Origin of the sequence: uncultured Polaribacter sp. (assembly GCF_947497125.1) — a bacterium.
Classification (GTDB): Bacteria; Bacteroidota; Bacteroidia; order Flavobacteriales; family Flavobacteriaceae; genus Polaribacter.
In genome coordinates, this window is record NZ_CANMFI010000005.1 from 21789 (window position 1) to 39727 (window position 17939).

Here is a 17939-nt window from a genome sequence, read left to right on the forward strand (position 1 = left end):
ATCCTCAAAATAAATTTAATCATAAGTATAATTAGAGTATTCCTCTAAATTTCCAGCATCATTTATATAAATTAAAATACTTTTAATTTTAGGGTTTTCTTGTAAAAAAAGTGTTGTTTTTTCTAAACCCATTGCCATAAAAACTGTTGCATAAGCATCTACATCTGCACAATCTAACCCTGCAATTACAGAAGCACTTAACAGATTACTTTCGAATGCAAAACCAGTTTTAGGGTTGATTGTATGTACATATTTCTGTCCATTTTCGGCTACTCGATACTTTCTGTAATTTCCAGAAGTAGCCATTGCTTTGTTAGAAAGGTTTATATTTTTAAATCCGGTAGCACCATCAGACTCAATTGGATCTACCAACTTAATTATCCAAGGCTTGTCATTCTTCTTATACCCTTTTGTTCTTATTTCTCCACCAATTTCTATAAGATAGTTGTGTATGTTTTTAGAATCAAAAAAACGCGCAATAACATCTAGCCCATACCCTTTTGCAATCGAATTAAAATCTAAATAAATCTTGTTGTTTTGCTTTATAATTTTATTGTCAATCAATTGTACTTTATCAAAGCCAACATATTTCATTTGTTCATCTACCTGAGCCTGAGTTAAATTCTGTTTTTCCTTTTTAGGCCCAAAACCCCATGCATTTACTAGATTACCAACTGTAGGATCAAAATACCCATTGGTTTCTTTATAAATTTTCTTAGATTTTATAAAAACTTCTTTAAAATAGGCATCTACAACAACGGTAGAATCTCCATTATTTATTCTAGAAATATCTGAATCTGGAATGTAGGTAGATAATGACTGATTCATCTCAAAAAACAAACTATCTATAGATTTCTGATAATTATTGTTCGCATTTAAATACGTTATTTTGTAAGAGGTGCCAAACACCAATCCCTTTAAGGTATAATTGTTATTTTTTGTTGTAGTAGAACAACTTAATAACAACATTGCTATTGTAATTAGTAAAAAGCTTTTTTTAAAGAACATTATAAATCTTTTATATTTACAAAAATAGCGCATAAAGTTTTCATAAAATATCATTATAACTACTTTTTGTAAATACATTTTGTTAAATTTGTTTGATTAATATAATTATATAACAATGAAAAAAATATCTTTATTACTACTAACCACTGTTTTATTAAGCTCTTGTGCTCTAAAAAAAGACTTAGTTGCGTTACAAGCTAAGCACGATAAAACAAAAACAGAATTAGTAAATGTAAAAGCAAGCTTGCAGAAATGTTTAATTGAAAATGAAAAAGATGCATCGCAAGTTTTTTCTTTAACAGAGCAAGTAAAGGCTTTAAAAGAAGATAAAAAAGTTGCCTTAAAACAAGTAGAAAACTTAACTGTTTTAACGCAGTCATCTTCTGATAATATTAAAAATGTAATTTCTCAATTAAGCGAAAAAGACAAGTATATTAATGGTGTTAGAAAAGCAATGACTCAAAAAGACTCATTAAACCTTGCTATTAAATACCACTTAACTAAAAACTTAACAGACGGTATACAAGATAAAGACATAGAAGTAAATGTTGAAAAAACAGTTGTTTTTATTTCTATCTCTGATAAACTATTATTTAAAAGTGGTAGCTACAATGTAACCGATGGTGCGTATACTGTTTTAGAAAAAATTGCTAAGGTTGTAAACGATCAACCTAAAATGGAAGTGATGATTGAAGGTCATACAGATACCACTCCTATTAAAAGAAATTTAATGCAAGACAACTGGGATTTATCTGCATTAAGAGCAACCTCTATTACAAGAATTTTACAATATAAATTTGGTGTAAAACCAGAGCGTTTAATTGCTGCCGGAAGAAGCCAATACATTCCTTTAGCGGGTAATGATAGTGCAGAAGGAAGAGCAAAAAACAGAAGAACAAAAATTATTATTATGCCTAAATTAAATCAGTTTTTTGATTTGTTAGAGCAAGATGCTAAATAATTTACATAGTTTATCACTAAAAAAACCATCTCAATTGAGATGGTTTTTTATTTCATATAATTCTAGTCTTTGTAATAAATTTATTAGGCTATTATTTTAATAAAATCATCAAAGGCTACATAATAAGGTTGATCTTTAAAAACAGGGCTGTCTACACTTTCTGCATTTGCTAAACCAACACCTGCAAACCAAACTTTAGCGTTTTGTTTTTGAGCATGATTTTTAAAAGTCTCCATCCAAACAGTATCATATTCATTTGGGTTTTGCACATTGTTTGTTGCCTTCACTAGCACAAAAATAGTAGGTTCACCTTTTTTAAATAAAACAAATTGGGGATGTCTTTTTAGCTGACTGTTAATTGCCTGAAATTCATAGCCCATTGCTGTAAGTTTTTTTCCAACGATATTCATTGCCAAATTGTGCAACTCTTGTGGTGTTAAAATCTGCATAGTTCTACGGGTGTATTTTTAATATATATTTTACTTCTTTTTATTACGTTTGTTGTAGTTTTTATCGCCTCTAGTTTTTGGCTTCTTATATTTTAAAGCAATTTCTCTTCGGTAAGAACCACCTCTATTTACTTGTTTATTTTTTTCGCTTTTTTCATGAAAAGCTGGTCCAGGAACATACTCTAAAGAGGTTCTGTTTTTAGAAATACCTTGATCTTCTTTTGGACGCTCATCTTCGGTAAGTAGTTTAGAAATTTCTACACTTTCTGGTAATTCTAAAATAGGAATTTTAAAATCCATCAATTTCTCTATAGCTTCTTTTGCCTCTTGTTCTTTTTCTGTAGAAAAGAGAATTGTTTTTCCTTCTTTCTCTGCACGACCTGTTCTACCAATTCTATGCATATAATTCTCTGGAAACTCTGGAGTATCAAAATTAATAACATGAGATACATTCTCAAAATCTAAACCACGTGCCATTACATCTGTTGCAAGTAATATTCTGTTTTTTCCTTCATCAAACTGCCTAATAGAGCGTATTCTATAATTTTGTGTTTTATTAGAATGAATAACACACATTTCGTCATTAAAAACCTCTTCTAAATGCTTAAACAAAAGATCTGCAGTTCTTTTAAAACCAACAAATATTAATACTTTATGGTAAGTTTCTTTGTCATGCAATAAATGATTTAACAAGTTTACTTTGGTAAAGAAGTTAGGTAAGTTGTAAGAAACTTGTGCAATATTATCTAATGGCGTTCCGCTTAATGCTACCGAAATTTTTTCTGGATTTTTAAAGAAATCATAGATTAAAGCATCTACATCTTCGGTCATTGTTGCAGAAAACAGTACGTTTTGCCTTCTTTCTGGTATTACATCAAAAATGTTCATCAACTGAAAACGAAACCCTAAATCTAACATAACATCTACTTCATCAATAACTAATTTCTGAATAGATTTCAATTTTAAAGCATTGCTTAATGCTAAATCATATAAACGACCAGGTGTTGCAACAATAATGTCTTGTCCTTGTAATATGGCTTGTTTTTGCGTGTTGATGTTTGTACCACCATAAACGCCTAAAACACGACAATTAATGTATTTAGACAACTTTTCAATTTCATCAACAACCTGTATTACAAGCTCTCTGGTTGGCACTAAAACCAACACTCTTGGATGCTGTTGTTTAGAAAATTTTAAATCTTGAAGAATAGGCAACATATAGGCAAATGTTTTACCAGTACCTGTTTGTGCAATTCCTACTACATCTTTACCAGATCTAACTACAGAAAATGCTTGTTCTTGAATTGGGGTTGGATTTACAAAGCCCAAATCGTCAATAGCATATTGTAGTTGTCTAGAAATTTCTAAATCTTCAAAAGTCATTCTTAATATTTTTTGCAAAGATACTATTAATGTTTTTGTGTGGTAAGTTATTATTAAAGAGTTCAAAAAAACAATTTTAAAGAGCTATTATTTATGTAAATGTGTAGTTTTGCTATCTCAATATTTTTTATGATTACAGACACACATACGCATTTATACTCTAGTCAATTTAAAGAAGACCAAGCAGCAATGATGCAGCGAGCAAAAGAAGCGGGCGTAACTCGTTTTTTTGTACCTGCTATTGATGCTAGCTATACTGATAAAATGCTACAACTAGAAAAAGATTTTCCTGAAGATGTTTTTTTGATGATGGGATTGCATCCTACTTATGTAAAAGAAAACTATTTAGAAGAATTGGCACATGTTAAAAAATGGATAGACAAAAGAGATTTTTACGCAATAGGAGAAATTGGTATTGATTTGTATTGGGATAAAACTTTTTTACAACAACAACAAGAGGCTTTTAAAACTCAAATTAGGTGGGCAAAAGAGAAAAAACTACCTATAAATATACATTGTAGAGATGCTTTTGATGAAGTTTTTGAAGTTTTAGAAAGTGAAAAAGGAGCTGATTTAAAAGGTATATTTCATTGTTTTACAGGTACTTTAGAACAAGCAGAAAAAGCAATTTCATATAATCTAAAGTTAGGCATTGGTGGTGTTGTAACCTTTAAAAACGGAAAAATTGATCAGTTTTTACATCAAATAGATATAAGTAATATTGTTTTAGAAACCGACGCACCTTATTTAGCGCCTGTACCTTACAGAGGTAAAAGAAATGAAAGTGCTTACATTATTAATGTTGTAGATAAATTAGTAGATATTTACGATTTACCTTATCAAAAAATTGTAGAAATAACAACGCAGAACGCTAAAGAGATCTTTAATATTTAATGTTAGAAATACAAACTACATATTGTAAAACACCAATTGGCATTGCAAAAATTACTGGCAACAAAAATGGAATTCAAGAGATTACTGTTTTAGAAGAAAGTGAAGTCTCTAAAAATGATTTAAGCAAACCTGTACCTTATGATCTACAAGACTGCTATGTTCAATTAGAAGAATACTTTAATGGTAATAGAGCAAGTTTTAATTTGACTGTAAATCCTAAAGGAACGGATTTTCAAAAAAAAGTTTGGAAATCACTATTAAAAATTCCTTTCGGAAAAACCACTAGCTACCTAGAACAAAGTAAAAAACTGGGAGATGTAAAAGCAATTAGAGCAGTTGCTAGTGCAAATGGTAAAAATCCGTTATGGATTGTGATTCCGTGTCATAGAGTTATTGGTTCAGATGGTTCTTTAACAGGTTATACTGGCGGAATTTGGCGTAAAAAGTGGCTTCTTGCACACGAGAATCCTACAAAACAACAATCGCTATTTTAATTTTTACAATTGTACATTAAAATGCACTTTTTTGCGTTGTATAATGTGTGCTAAATTATGGTTAAAAAAATACTGTTTTTTCTTTTTTTGTGTATTGCTATATCGGCACAAGCACAAACGAGTTCTAAAGAGTTTCGACAAAAAACTTTTTTAGTGAAGAGCGATACGCTTAAAATAGATACGGTAGCCATAAATCCACAAAAATTTAAAATTAAAGATGTTTCTTTTAAAATAGTTCCTGCAACAGAATACGAGATCGATTTTAGTAATGCTGTATTAATTATTGACTCTAAAAAACACACTTCAATTAGTGTTGAATATTTTACCTATCCAGATTTTATCACAAAAACATATACGCCTTTTAACGAAAAGATTATAATTAACGATGCTGTAAACACAGCAAAAGCATATCGCCTAACATCAAATGTAAAAAAAACAGAAACTACTCTTTTTGAAGGCTTACAAACAAAGGGTTTTATTTCTAGAGGTATTACTAGTGGTAACAATCAAAATGCAGTAACCAATGCTGCTTTAGATTTAGAAATATCTGGTAAACTATCTAAAAAAGTAACTTTAAGAGCTAATATTTGGGATACTAACATACCGATTCAAGAAAACGGATATTCGCAAAATATTACAGATTTTGATCGAATTTTTATAGAAATGTTTACTGATAATTGGCGTGTAAAAGCAGGTGACATTTCTTTACAAAACCAAGACAGTTACTTTATGCCAATTAATAAACAAATTTCTGGCTTGCGAGTAGAAGCTTCTATACATAAAAAATTAAAAGTTGCAGCTTCTGGGGCAATTGTTAGAGGTAAATTTAACAGTTACACATTTACGGGTATAGAAGGCAATCAAGGGCCTTACAAAATTTATGGTTTAAATAATGAAGCTGCAATTCTTATGATAGAAGGCAGCGAACAAGTTTTTATTAACGGAATTTTAATTGAACAAGGTGCAGAAAAAGACTATACCATAGACTATAATTTAGCAGAAATTACTTTTAACACTACTTTTCCGATTACAAATGATCTTAGAATTGCTGTTGAATTTCAATACGCTGACAGAAATTACAATCGATTTGTTACCTATCAAGAGGCAAATTACAGTAGCGAAAACTTAAATATTAGCGCTTATTTTTACAATGAAAATGATGCAAAAAACCAACCGATACAAAATAACTTAACAGACACTCAAAAGCAAATTTTAGAAAACGCAGGTAATAATACCGATTTAATGGTTGCAGAAAGTGCTTATTTAAGTAATTATGATGAAAATAAAATACTTTACAAAAAAGCAATAACTGGCAGTGTAGATATCTTTGAACATTCTACAAATGCATCTGACGAACTCTATTTTGTAACTTTTACAAATGTAGGTGTTAACAACGGAGATTATCAATTAGAAAAAAATACAGCTATTGGCAACATTTATAAATTTGTTGGTATAAATTTAGGCGATTATAGCCCAATTATTGGTTTAAACGCACCTACCAAAACACAAACTTATGTACTTAAAGCAGATTATAAAACGAGTAAAAAAGGAACTATAAATACTGAAATTGCTTTAAGTAATAATGATGCTAATTTATTTTCTACGAAAGATGATGAAAACAATGTTGCCTTAGCTACAAAAATAGATTGGACACAGGTATTAATTGATAAAAAATGGCAATTAAAAAGTACAATTAGTCATGAGTTTGTTCAACAAAATTTTAACACAGAGCAAGGTTGGGAAACTGTTGAGTTTAATAGAGATTGGAATATTTTAAACAACAACGAAACAAAGAGCTTGTTTCAGACCGAAATAGCTCTTCAAAATAAAAAAGATGACTTTGTTTTATATCGGTATAATGACTTGAGGTATAAAGATATTTTTACAGGAAACAAACACGAAATACTTTCTAAAATAGCAGCAAATAAAACGTCTTTCTATTTAGATGCTAGCTTTTTAAAAAACACCTCTTCTTTAGAAAAAAATTCATTTTATAAAGTAAAAACAAAAATAGAACACAATTTTAATAAAAAATGGCTAGGTACATTTATCAATGTTGAAAACAATAGTAGAAAAAATAATGTTTCTAAAGAATACATTAACACCAGTCATCAATTTAAAGAATTTGAAACTTATTTTGGTGTTGGAGACACTACAAATGTATTTGCGAAATTCGGTTTTAACTACCGTAATAATGACAGTATAAAAAATAATACTTTTACAGAAATAAACAACCGAAAAACACTCTACTTAAATAGTAATTTAATTAAAAAGAAAAACACTAATTTAAGTCTGTTTGCAAATTATAGAATTACAGAAAATAGTTTTTCTACTGATGAAAAATCGTTGAACTCAAAGTTGACTTTCAGTCAAAAATTATTTGATAATTTTATACATTTAAACACAGTATACGAAACCTCTTCTGGCAATATTGCTAGGCAAGAATATATTTATGTAAAAACAGAACCCGGTTTGGGTTTTTATACTTGGATTGATTATAATAATGATGGTGTAAAAGATTTTGATGAATTTGAAATTGCAGAATTTACAGACCAAGCATCTTATTTACGATTGCCAAAACCAAACTTACAATTTATACCTACTCAGAGAGCAAAATTCACACAATCAATTATCATAAACCCTACTTTATGGTCTACCAAAAAAGGGCTTCGAAAAGTACTTTCTAAACTATACAACCAGACTTTTTTAAATGTAGAAAACCAACAAGAGCGTATTGGTGACTCTTTTAATTTTAATCCTTTTAATTTTGATGAAAACAAGCTATTAAGCCTGCAACTAAACATAAGAAATAGTTTGTATTTTAATAAAAACCTACAAAAATACAGTACAACATATACGTTTGGTAAAAACACACAAAAACAACAATATTTTATTGGTAGTCAAGAAAACAACTTGTTATTACATCAACTAGAATTTAACCATAAATTTGCAGATTTTTGGCTTTTTGAAGTACTAGGAAAAAGTGCTAAAAATAATTTAAATACAGAAAACTTTACTAATAGAAATTACAAGATTAACTCGATCGAATTGGCACCAAAATTTAGTTTTTTATACAACCAAGACAATCGACTAACAGCTTTTTATCATTATAAGAATAAAAAGAATGAATTGGATAGTTTTGAAGAATTAAAGCAGCAAAAAATTGGTATCGAATATTTTTATATCAGCAGCAAAAAAAACCAGGTGTCAGCAAATATCAACCTATTTTTAAATAATTTTAAAGGAGATACAAACACACCAGTTGCCTATCAAATGTTAGAAGGTTTACAGAATGGTAAAAATTACACTTGGAATGTGCTTTTTAACCAAAAAATAAATGCTTTATTAAATTTAAATTTAAGTTATTTAGGCAGAAAAAGCGAGCTATCTAAAACCATTCATACGGGTAGCATTCAATTAAAAGCTATTTTTTAATTATTGGTATATTTATTGATATAATTTTACTAAATTTATAAAAAACAACACTATGAAAAAGACAATATTATTCTTACTGCTATTAACTACTTCTTTTATTTTTTCTCAAGAAAAAGAAGAAAAATACCCGCAAGACATAGATAAAAAGTATGAAGTAAAACTAAATGTTTTAAACTTAATTGGTTTTGAATTTTTAGACGCTTCTTACGAATATCTTATTAATGAAGAGTCTTCTTTTGGTATTGGCGCTTTGGTAAGTTTTAATAATGATAGAGATATAGACGAATATCGTACCTTTTCTTTAACACCTTATTATAGAAGATATTTTTCTAACCAATATGCACGAGGTTTTTTTGTTGAAGGATTTGGTATGTTGCATTCTTATAACAACAACAACTATGATTACTATTATGATTCTTATGGTAATTACTATGACTACAGCAATCAAGAATCTGTAACTCAATTTGCCGTTGGTATTTCTGTAGGTGGTAAATTTGTTTCTAAAAAAGGTTTCACTACTGAAGTCTATTTTGGTGTAGGAAGAAATTTAGGAGGAGACAATACTTCATTAGAAGCTGTTGGTAGAGGAGGAATTTCTTTAGGATATCGATTCTAATAAATCCTTTTTTCTTCTAGTAATCTTAACAAGAACAACCCTTTTTTAATAACACGTTAAAATGTGATTGTATTAATAGCATTCCTAATATTTTCTTACACAAGCTTCTATTTATTTTAAATATGGAGTTTTGATATCAATTGGTAAACTAAAACAATACTGACATACACATTAACTACAACATTTATAAAACTAGCGTTGCTTAGGATCTAGCGGTAAAAAAACATCTAATCAATGATGAATTTAGCACTTGTTTAAAGTTAGTAAAATTCCAATGTTAAATTAATGTTACCAAATTATTACCTAAATGTTTCTTTTTTGATTTTTTTTGTGTATATTTGTGTAGTTACATATTTCACTTAAATATTTAGATCATGAAAAAATTAATTTTATTAGCAGTATTCTTTATAGCAGCACAGGGTTTTTCACAAGAAAACGAAACAACTTTTGAAAAAGAAGGAGAGTTAGTAAAAGCTACTTATTATTTTGATAATGGTAATGTTAAGGTTCAAGGTTTTTTTAAAAACAAAAAGCTAACAGGTACTTGGACTAGCTATGATATAAATGGAAACAAAACACAAATAGCACAATACAACGAGGGTAACAAGGTAGGTAAATGGTTTATCTGGAACGATGCTTCTCTTAAAGAAATAACTTACAAGGATAATTTTATTGTAAGTGTTAATGATTGGAAATCTGAATCTAGATTAGCTTTCAACGACTAAAGAATTCATTTCATATTATTCTATAAAAAAAGCAGGCTTAAAGCCTGCTTTTTTTTATAGAATATTTGTTTTTTCTTAGAAAGTATAGCCTGTCCAAGCAAAAACAGTTGCATCTGCACCACCAGAAGTACCAGCTGTTAAAGAAATACTTGCACCACCAGTAGTAGTATTCTTAATATCTAAAATATCTAAACCATTTGCAGTATTTGCAACTGCAGTAATAGAAGTAGCCTCAGTAGCATCAGATTTACCATCTTGTAAATCTATTACATCACTAAAAGTTGCACCAGCTCCTAAAGCTAAATAAGCATTTGTTATTGTTGCAGTAGCATCTCTTCTAATTTTTATACCGTCAGACATTTCTACACCGCTTGCATTGTTAATAATGGTAACACCATTAACTGTAAAATTAGATTCGTTGATGTCTGAAGGAGAATTACCATCTAAATTACCATCTGCCTCTATACCTCTTGGGTCTGAAGTTACCGCTGTGTAACCATTTTCTCTAATTCCGTATAAGTTTGTACAAGTACCTACATATCCTTGCGAAAAATCGAACATATCATCTTTTGCATTTACAACCAAGATATTTGAAGCATCTACCGTTCCTCCAAAAAACTCAATTCCGTCATCATCTCCATTTAAAATTGCAATGTTAGAAATAGTTGTTCCAGAACCTACACCATTTAAGGTTAAACCATTGTGTTCTGCTTCATCATCTATTCTTGCACCTGTATACTCCATAATTACATAGTTTAAAATACCAGAATTGTCTGCAGCATCAGAACCTCCAAATAAAATAGAATTCTTAACTTCTGTAGCAGCATTGCTATCTGCACCATCTTGTCTACTTATAGGCGCATTTCCATTTAAAATAATACCACCCCAATCTCCAGCTTTTGGTATTGTTGCACTAGAAGAAAATTTAATTGGATTTGCAGCAGTACCATCTGCTATAATTTTACCACCTCTTTCTACTAAAATATAAACATCTGTACCACCTGCTAAAGCATTGATTGTAGTACCTGCTTCTATTGTTAAGGTAGCTCCTGATTTTACTAAAAGAGCACCTGTTAAATTATGAGCAATACCCGAGTTTAAAGTTAAATCTGATGTTAAATTTCCTGCTAAATTTTGAGCAGTTACCTCACCACCTGTTATAACAACGTTGTCGTCTTCACTTAGAGAACAACTTGTAAAAATTAAACTTGCGATTGCTACGATTGATAAAATTGATTTTTTCATTTTTTTTTAATAATTGAATTTGTTTATTAATGTATCTTTTTACAAAATTGAACTATAAACGTTGCTTTTACTTTATCTAAATTTTAAAGAATTGTTATTAAAAACAAGACTTCTTTAAAAATTATATGAAAATCCTAAACTTAGATTAACACCTTTTTTATAATTACTTAACACAACTGTATCACCTCCATTAAACCCTGCTCTATTTAACTGAAAATCTGGGTTTAATAAGTTTGTTGCTTTTAATTTAATACTATAATTTTTGTTAAAATCATAAGAAGACACAAAGTCTAGTGTAGGTATTCCTTTTTCTATAATATTCTCAAATCCTCTTGTACCAATAGAATATACTCTTTCACTAAAATAATTAAGCACTACAGAAGAAGTAAGCGTATTGTCTTGGTATTTTTTATTTAAAGAAATATCTGCATTTACTAAAAATGGAGTTGCTCCTTCTAAATTACTAGTTGTACTTGTAAACTGTGCAATAGAATTTTGATCTAAGTTAATATTAGAAACTAAGAAAGAAGTATTAACACCTGCCATTACTTTTAAATCTTGATCTTCTATTTCTAACACACTTTTTCTAGCTTCTAATTCTATACCATATACACTTGCATCATTACCAACATTTAAATATGTTAAGGTATTCCCACCAGAAGGAATTTCGCTTCTTGCAATTGGGTTTTTAATGTATTTGTAAAAACCAGTAACTGTAACTAATTCTGACGAAGAAAAGTAATATTCATATTTTGCATCAAAATTATAATTATCTGATGGATCTAAATCTGGATTACCTTGAGATGAAAAGCTAATATCTTGGTATTTAAAAGGAGCCGTTTCTTTAAACTGAGGAAATGTATACGATTGGCTACCTGCAAGTCTAATAATACTGTTTTCGTTAAAATTGTACTTTACATTAAAACTAGGCAATACATAGGTTCTGTTTAATTTAGATGCGCCATCTACAGCAGATTGAGCAATATTTGTATTGTAAGTAACCAACTGCTGAATGTTCTCGAATCTTGCTCCAAAAGAAGCTACTAAATTATCATTTAACTGATATACTAAAGTACCAAAACCACCAAATATCTGTCTTTTTCCTCTGTACGTAAAAGGTACAAATGCATTCGGATTACTTGCATTACCTCTTCCTGTTTCTAACTCAAAAATATTATTGTCTATAGAAGACTGGTTAAAAACAGCGTCTGGATTTTCTACATCTATAGCAACTCTGCTAGAAAAATCATGGTTAAAAATTGTTGCAGAAAATAAACGTTCTGTATACCTGTAGTCTCCTCCAAACTCAAGAACACTAATATCTTCTTCATCTTCTTTTAACTTGTATGATAATTTTCCTTTTGCAGCATAATCGTTTTCTTCTAATTTTGCAAAATAACGCTCGTTTTCTCCTGCAGAACTTGTTTGTGGACTATAAAAATTATCTCTAAAAAGGTATTTATTAGTTCTTCTATCTGGCTCATTCCCTCTAATAAAATTTAAAGAACCTTTTGCTTCGAAGTTTACTCTTTCAGAAAATTTATAGTTACCAATTAATTGATTTACATACAACTCGTTGTTATTAATTTGTTGTCTTCTTTGAAACTCGATATCTCCGTCTTGCTCAGGATTATTAAATCCTAAATAGTCTCCGATAGATTGTTTGTTGTTATGAATAAATAAGTGGTTAAAAGCAATATTATGCCCCTCGTCGAATTTGTAATCTAAGTTTGCCATTAATAATTGCGATACATTATAATCATATTTAGAGAAATCTTGATCCTGAAAAACTTCGCCTGAACTAGTAGTTTGTTTTATGTTTCCTTCTAAATAATTATACTTTGCATCAAAACCACCAACTACAAAAAAGCTAAAGGTATCATCACCAAAATTATATTTTTTACCTCCCGAAAAAGAAATACTCTTGTTTGTTTGAAGGTTTTGACTTTCTGGATTCCAAGAATTGTTAAAAGAATACTTTGTTAAATCGTTAACAGGTATACCACTATTTTGAGTACCAAATGTATTTGTACCATCTATAGTTAAAAATTCTTTTGAAACAGTTTGTGTATTGATGCCCGCAGAAGCTCCAACACTAAAAAGACTCTTTTTAACCAACTCTTTAGATACAATATCAATATTTGCACCACCAACATCGGCACCTAAATCTGCTGTAAAAACTTTATTTACACCAATGTTTTTAATAATACTTGTATCAAAAAAATCTAAAGAAATATTTTTATATTCTGGGTCTTCAGATGGTAATGGCAAACCGTTTAATGTTGTAGAATTGTAACGATCTCCCAAACCTCTTACCACTACGTTTTTAGAACTCTTAGAAACTCCTGCTGTTTTAGCAACAGCTCCTTCTGCATCAGAAACTCCTTTAGCAGCCAATTCTTGCGCACCAATAGTTGTTTTAATAGAAACTGCTTTCTTTTGCTCTAAAATTAATGCTGTTCTCTTTTCGTTATTAGTAGTAGATTTGATAACAATCTCATCTAAAGAAACACCTTGCTCTGCAGCTAAAATTTGATTTAAAGTAACAACTTGTCCTACTTTAATTTCTATAGCCTTTTCGATAGTTTTGTAACCTAAAAAGCTAAAAGATATCGTTTGTAAACCTACAGGTAATTTTAGTAAATAATTACCATCAAAATCTGTTGTAGTACCAATTGTAGTTCCTTTAACAATTACGTTTGCAAAGGGTAAAGGCTCATTATTCGTTTCTTTGTCAGTAACCAAACCTTTTAAAGTCCCTTTATCTTGTGCTCCTAAGAATTGAGAAAAAACAACAAGAATTATCAATAAAATTTTCTTCATTTTTTTTATTTAATATATATGTGCAAAACTCTATCTTATTTGTAAATTTTATGTTATGAGTAAATTATGTTACTATTATTTTAAGTTTACTAGAGTGTTAATTTGACAAAATTTGATAACATTTTTTTAATTTTAAAAAAACATTAGTTTTAAGAATAAGAATGAAATTTGAAACTATCTTTTAAGATAAAAATGTCAATATAATTATAGTTTTTGTCAACTTTTATATGACGAACTGCCATTGGCCATGGCAGTTTTTTTTTGTTTTAATAATACTGTAGTAACATTAACTTAACATCTATTTTGGTTATTTGCAGCGACAAAAACTAAAATTATGTATACAAAAAAACTACAACACGTAGTAAAGTTGGCATTATTGTGCCTATTCTTAACCACAAATGCCCAAGAATTTAATTCAAAGAAATTCGGAAAAGGATTGTTCAACCTAGTTGGTAAAGACAGTACTTGGACTATGAAAGTAGGAATGAGGTTTCAAACATTGGCTCTTAGCTCTTGGGATGTTCAAAACGGACTTAAAAACCCAGAGTCTTCTATGCTGATTAGAAGATCTCGTTTAAAATTTGATGGTTGGGCTTTTTCACCAAAACTAGAATACAAGCTAGAATTAGGTTTGTCTAACAGAGACAAATCTGGGGCTTCTTATTTTACACATGATGCGCCTAGACAAATTTTAGACGCCGTTTTAAAATGGAATTTTTCTGGAGATTGGGTTCTTTGGATGGGGCAAACAAAATTACCAGGAAACAGAGAACGTGTAATTTCTTCTGGAGACCTACAAATGGTTGATAGATCTTTATTAAATAGCAGATTTACCATTGATAGAGATATTGGTTTTCAATTAAGGCACAAATTTAAACTGTCTGATAATTTTTTGGTAAAGCATATTTATGCAATCTCTCAGGGAGAAGGCAGAAATATTACTAGAGGAAATCTTGGAGGACATCAATATACTGCTAGAGTAGAATTGTTTCCGTTTGGAGATTTTTCGGGTAAAGGAGATTATAAAGGAAGTGATTTAAAATTTGAACCAACTCCAAAATTATCTGTAGCTTTTAATTATGATTTAAATAATAACGCATCTAAAAATAGAAGCAACCAAGGTTCTTACATGTTTATAGACGGAACAACCGCAGGTGCTAATGCAGCATTTTTTCAGACAGACATTTCTACATTATATATAGATGCAATGTACAAACACAAAGGATTCTCTTTTATGGCAGAATATGCTGATAGAAATGCAGCCGATGCTATTGCAAAAAATACTGATGGAAGCTTAACAGGCGATGTTGTTCAAGTTGGTAACGGTTTAAATTTACAGACAGGATATTTACTTTCAGAAAAATTAGAAGTTTCTGCTCGTTACACAAATATCTCTTTAGATAAAAACTTAACAGGTAAAGGTGCAGAAAATCAATATACATTAGGTTTATCTAAATACATTGTTGGCCATAAGTTAAAAGTACAAACAGATATAAGCTACACTGATATTGGGTTTAGCCAAAATCAATTATTATATAGATTGCAAGTAGACATTCATTTTTAAGTAAAAAAGATAACATAAAGGTAACATAAGTACCCATTTATGTATTTAAATTTGTTAAACTAAAAAATAAACCAAAGAAATGGGAGATCCATATATTTTAATGTTAGTCGCATTGGCTGTTTTAGCCATAGTAGACTTAGTTGTAGGAGTTAGTAACGATGCTGTTAACTTCTTAAATTCAGCCATTGGCTCTAAAGCAATTTCAGTTAAAAACATCATGATAATTGCTAGTTTAGGTGTCTTTTTTGGCGCTGTAACCTCTAGCGGAATGATGGAAGTTGCTCGTAAAGGTATTTTTAATCCAAGCATGTTTATGTTTCAAGACATCATGTTTATATTTATGGCAGTAATGATTACTGATATCTTATTACTAGATATCTTTAACTCTTTAGGAATGCCAACCTCTACAACAGTTTCTATTGTTTTTGAATTGTTAGGAGCTGCCGTTTGTATTTCTCTAATTAAAATTTCTGCAAATGATGCGCAGAGTTTTAATGATCTTTGGAGCTATATTAACCACGAAACTGCAACTAAAATCATTTTTGGTATTTTACTCTCTGTAGTTGTCGCCTTTTCTGTAGGTGCTATTGTACAATTTATTTCTAGACTTATTTATTCTTTTAATTTTGAACAAAGAGCAAGCTATATAAGTGCCTTGTTTGGTGGTTTTGCAATTACTGCAATTACTTACTTTATCATCATTAAAGGAATGAAAGGAACTCCTTTTTATAAAGATGTAAAGTTTTTAATTGAAGGAAATACCATCGCAATCATTCTAGGAAGTTTTGTAGTATGGTCTGTAATTTCTCAAATATTAATATCTGCCTTTAAAATTAATATATTAAAATTAATTATTGGTGTTGGTACCTTCTCTTTAGCTATGGCATTTTCTGGTAACGACTTGGTAAACTTTGTTGGTGTACCAATTGCTGCTTGGAACTCTTACCAAGCCTGGGAAATTTCTGGTGTTTCTGCAGATGCTTTTTCTATGGGAATTTTGGCTAAAAAAGTACCTAGTAATATTTGGTTATTATTAGTAGCCGGTGGTATTATGGTAGTTACTTTGTGGACGTCTAGCAAAGCACAAAATGTAATAAAAACGGGTATCGATTTATCTAGACAAGGTGAAGGACACGAAAAATTTCAACCAAATCCATTATCTAGGGTTGTTGTAAGAGCTGCAATGGGTTTAAACTTCGGAATTAGCAAAATTTTTCCTAAAAAAGTATTGAGTTTTGTAGATAGTAAATTTCAAAAACCAGTAATAAGTTTGCCAAAAGACAAAACGTATGAGTTGCCTGCTTTCGATTTAATTAGAGCCTCTGTAAACTTAATTGTTGCTGGTATTTTAATTTCTATTGCAACTTCTATGAAACTACCACTATCTACAACTTACGTAACGTTTATGGTAGCTATGGGTACTTCTTTAGCAGACAGAGCTTGGGGTAGAGAAAGTGCAGTATATAGAGTAGCCGGAGTATTAAATGTTATTGGTGGTTGGTTTTTAACTGCAATAACAGCATTTTTAGCAGCTGCTATTGTTGCGTATTTAATTAGTTGGGACATGGTAATGATTCCTATTTTGCTAGCAGTTGTTGCTTTTTTAATTGGAAGAAATACTTTAATCCACAGAAAAAAATCTAAGGAAGTAAAAAAACAAGAATATATAGAAAGATCTGAACTAATTACCATTAATGGAGTAATTGAAGAAAGTGCAGATCATATTACAGAAGTTGTAAACCGTGTAACCAAACTATACACAAATGTTGTAAATGACTTGGCAGACCACGATTTAAACAAACTGCGTAAAACAGACAAGCACGTTAAAAAATTAAACGATGAAATAGATGGTTTAAAAGATGGTGTTTTTTACTTTATTAAATCTTTAGACGAAACTTCTGTAGAAGCTAGTAGATTTTATATAATGGTGTTGGGTTATTTACAAGATATTGCACAATCTATAAGCTATATTTCTAGAGCAAGTTACAAGCATGTAAACAACAATCATAAAAACTTAAAGAAAGGGCAAATACAAGATCTTAAATCTATAGATAAAGCGTTGTCTAAATTATTGACCAAAGAAGCGTCTATTTTTGAGAAACGAGAGTTTGATAAATTAAATAGTCTATTGATAGAGAAAAATGAATTATTACAAGATGTAAGTGCCTCTATTGAAAAGCAAGTTGCTAGAATTAGAACTGATGAAACAAGTCCTAAAAACACAACACTTTATTTTAGTGTTTTACTAGAAACAAAAGATCTAATTAAGGCTTTAATGAATTTATTAGAAACATATGAAGAGTTTCATTTAACTACAAAACAAGAGGTTAAATAAACCTTTC

The 17939-nt window shown here is 29.8% G+C and carries 13 protein-coding genes; 8 read left to right on the forward strand and 5 right to left on the reverse strand.

Features of this window, described 5'->3' with window-relative positions:
- Window positions 1-15 precede the first annotated feature (15 nt).
- Complete coding sequence (locus tag Q0678_RS08645; protein WP_299056685.1) at window positions 16-1008, reverse strand: FAD:protein FMN transferase; 993 nt, start codon at window positions 1006-1008, stop codon at window positions 16-18.
- A gap of 115 nt (window positions 1009-1123) precedes the next feature.
- Here Q0678_RS08645 and Q0678_RS08650 point away from each other — a divergent pair, with 115 nt between their 5' ends.
- A complete protein-coding gene (locus Q0678_RS08650; protein WP_299056687.1) occupies window positions 1124-1969 on the forward strand; it encodes an OmpA family protein in 846 nt (281 codons plus the stop codon).
- Window positions 1970-2052: 83 nt separating this feature from the next.
- On the opposite strand, the gene Q0678_RS08655 is transcribed toward Q0678_RS08650, so the two are convergent.
- Together Q0678_RS08655 and Q0678_RS08660 are read right to left on the reverse strand one after the other, a co-directional pair.
- Window positions 2053-2418 carry a Na(+)-translocating NADH-quinone reductase subunit F gene (locus Q0678_RS08655; protein WP_299056689.1) on the reverse strand — a complete coding sequence of 122 codons (366 nt, stop codon included), beginning with the start codon at window positions 2416-2418 and terminating at the stop codon, window positions 2053-2055.
- Window positions 2419-2448: 30 nt separating this feature from the next.
- On the reverse strand, window positions 2449-3801 hold the full coding sequence (locus Q0678_RS08660; protein ID WP_299057166.1) for a DEAD/DEAH box helicase: 1353 nt from the start codon (window positions 3799-3801) through the stop codon (window positions 2449-2451).
- A gap of 129 nt (window positions 3802-3930) precedes the next feature.
- Between Q0678_RS08660 and Q0678_RS08665 the strand changes: the two genes are divergently transcribed.
- The 5 genes from Q0678_RS08665 to Q0678_RS08685 all read left to right on the forward strand — a co-directional run bounded on the left by Q0678_RS08665 (window position 3931) and on the right by Q0678_RS08685 (window position 9965).
- A complete protein-coding gene (locus Q0678_RS08665) occupies window positions 3931-4695 on the forward strand; it encodes a TatD family hydrolase (protein WP_299056691.1) in 765 nt (254 codons plus the stop codon).
- Entirely contained in the window at window positions 4695-5189 is a 495-nt protein-coding gene (locus tag Q0678_RS08670; RefSeq protein ID WP_299056693.1) for a methylated-DNA--[protein]-cysteine S-methyltransferase, read from the forward strand. Before Q0678_RS08665 ends, Q0678_RS08670 begins: the two co-directional genes overlap by 1 nt.
- A 153-nt stretch (window positions 5190-5342) precedes the next feature.
- Window positions 5343-8624, forward strand: a complete 3282-nt coding sequence (locus tag Q0678_RS08675; RefSeq protein ID WP_299056695.1) for a hypothetical protein — start codon at window positions 5343-5345, stop codon at window positions 8622-8624.
- Between the two features lie 52 nt (window positions 8625-8676).
- Window positions 8677-9240, forward strand: coding sequence for a DUF3575 domain-containing protein (locus Q0678_RS08680; protein ID WP_299056697.1), 564 nt, complete (start codon window positions 8677-8679; stop codon window positions 9238-9240).
- Window positions 9241-9614: 374 nt separating this feature from the next.
- Entirely contained in the window at window positions 9615-9965 is a 351-nt protein-coding gene (locus tag Q0678_RS08685; protein ID WP_299056699.1) for a nicotinic acid mononucleotide adenyltransferase, read from the forward strand.
- Between the two features lie 75 nt (window positions 9966-10040).
- Here Q0678_RS08685 and Q0678_RS08690 read toward each other — a convergent pair whose 3' ends face one another.
- The gene (locus tag Q0678_RS08690) at window positions 10041-11210 is read right to left on the reverse strand and encodes a hypothetical protein (RefSeq protein ID WP_299056700.1); all 1170 of its coding nucleotides are present in this window, start codon (window positions 11208-11210) and stop codon (window positions 10041-10043) included.
- A 114-nt stretch (window positions 11211-11324) separates the two neighbouring features.
- Window positions 11325-14033 (reverse strand): TonB-dependent receptor, encoded by a 2709-nt coding sequence (locus tag Q0678_RS08695; protein WP_299056702.1) that lies wholly within the window; start codon window positions 14031-14033, stop codon window positions 11325-11327.
- A 334-nt stretch (window positions 14034-14367) separates the two neighbouring features.
- Here Q0678_RS08695 and Q0678_RS08700 point away from each other — a divergent pair, with 334 nt between their 5' ends.
- On the forward strand, window positions 14368-15597 hold the full coding sequence (locus Q0678_RS08700; protein ID WP_299056704.1) for a porin: 1230 nt from the start codon (window positions 14368-14370) through the stop codon (window positions 15595-15597).
- A gap of 79 nt (window positions 15598-15676) precedes the next feature.
- The gene (locus Q0678_RS08705; protein WP_299056706.1) at window positions 15677-17932 is read left to right on the forward strand and encodes an inorganic phosphate transporter; all 2256 of its coding nucleotides are present in this window, start codon (window positions 15677-15679) and stop codon (window positions 17930-17932) included.
- Window positions 17933-17939 lie beyond the last annotated feature (7 nt).

Coding starts and splice junctions, on each gene's coding strand:
- Q0678_RS08680 (WP_299056697.1), top strand. CDS start 8,677: ATGAAAAAGACAATATTATTCTTACTGCTATTAACTACTTCTTTTATT.
- Q0678_RS08665 (WP_299056691.1), top strand. CDS start 3,931: ATGATTACAGACACACATACGCATTTATACTCTAGTCAATTTAAAGAA.
- Q0678_RS08685 (WP_299056699.1), top strand. CDS start 9,615: ATGAAAAAATTAATTTTATTAGCAGTATTCTTTATAGCAGCACAGGGT.
- Q0678_RS08670 (WP_299056693.1), top strand. CDS start 4,695: ATGTTAGAAATACAAACTACATATTGTAAAACACCAATTGGCATTGCA.
- Q0678_RS08695 (WP_299056702.1), bottom strand. CDS start 14,033: ATGAAGAAAATTTTATTGATAATTCTTGTTGTTTTTTCTCAATTCTTA.
- Q0678_RS08690 (WP_299056700.1), bottom strand. CDS start 11,210: ATGAAAAAATCAATTTTATCAATCGTAGCAATCGCAAGTTTAATTTTT.
- Q0678_RS08650 (WP_299056687.1), top strand. CDS start 1,124: ATGAAAAAAATATCTTTATTACTACTAACCACTGTTTTATTAAGCTCT.
- Q0678_RS08645 (WP_299056685.1), bottom strand. CDS start 1,008: ATGTTCTTTAAAAAAAGCTTTTTACTAATTACAATAGCAATGTTGTTA.
- Q0678_RS08700 (WP_299056704.1), top strand. CDS start 14,368: ATGTATACAAAAAAACTACAACACGTAGTAAAGTTGGCATTATTGTGC.
- Q0678_RS08660 (WP_299057166.1), bottom strand. CDS start 3,801: ATGACTTTTGAAGATTTAGAAATTTCTAGACAACTACAATATGCTATT.
- Q0678_RS08705 (WP_299056706.1), top strand. CDS start 15,677: ATGGGAGATCCATATATTTTAATGTTAGTCGCATTGGCTGTTTTAGCC.
- Q0678_RS08655 (WP_299056689.1), bottom strand. CDS start 2,418: ATGCAGATTTTAACACCACAAGAGTTGCACAATTTGGCAATGAATATC.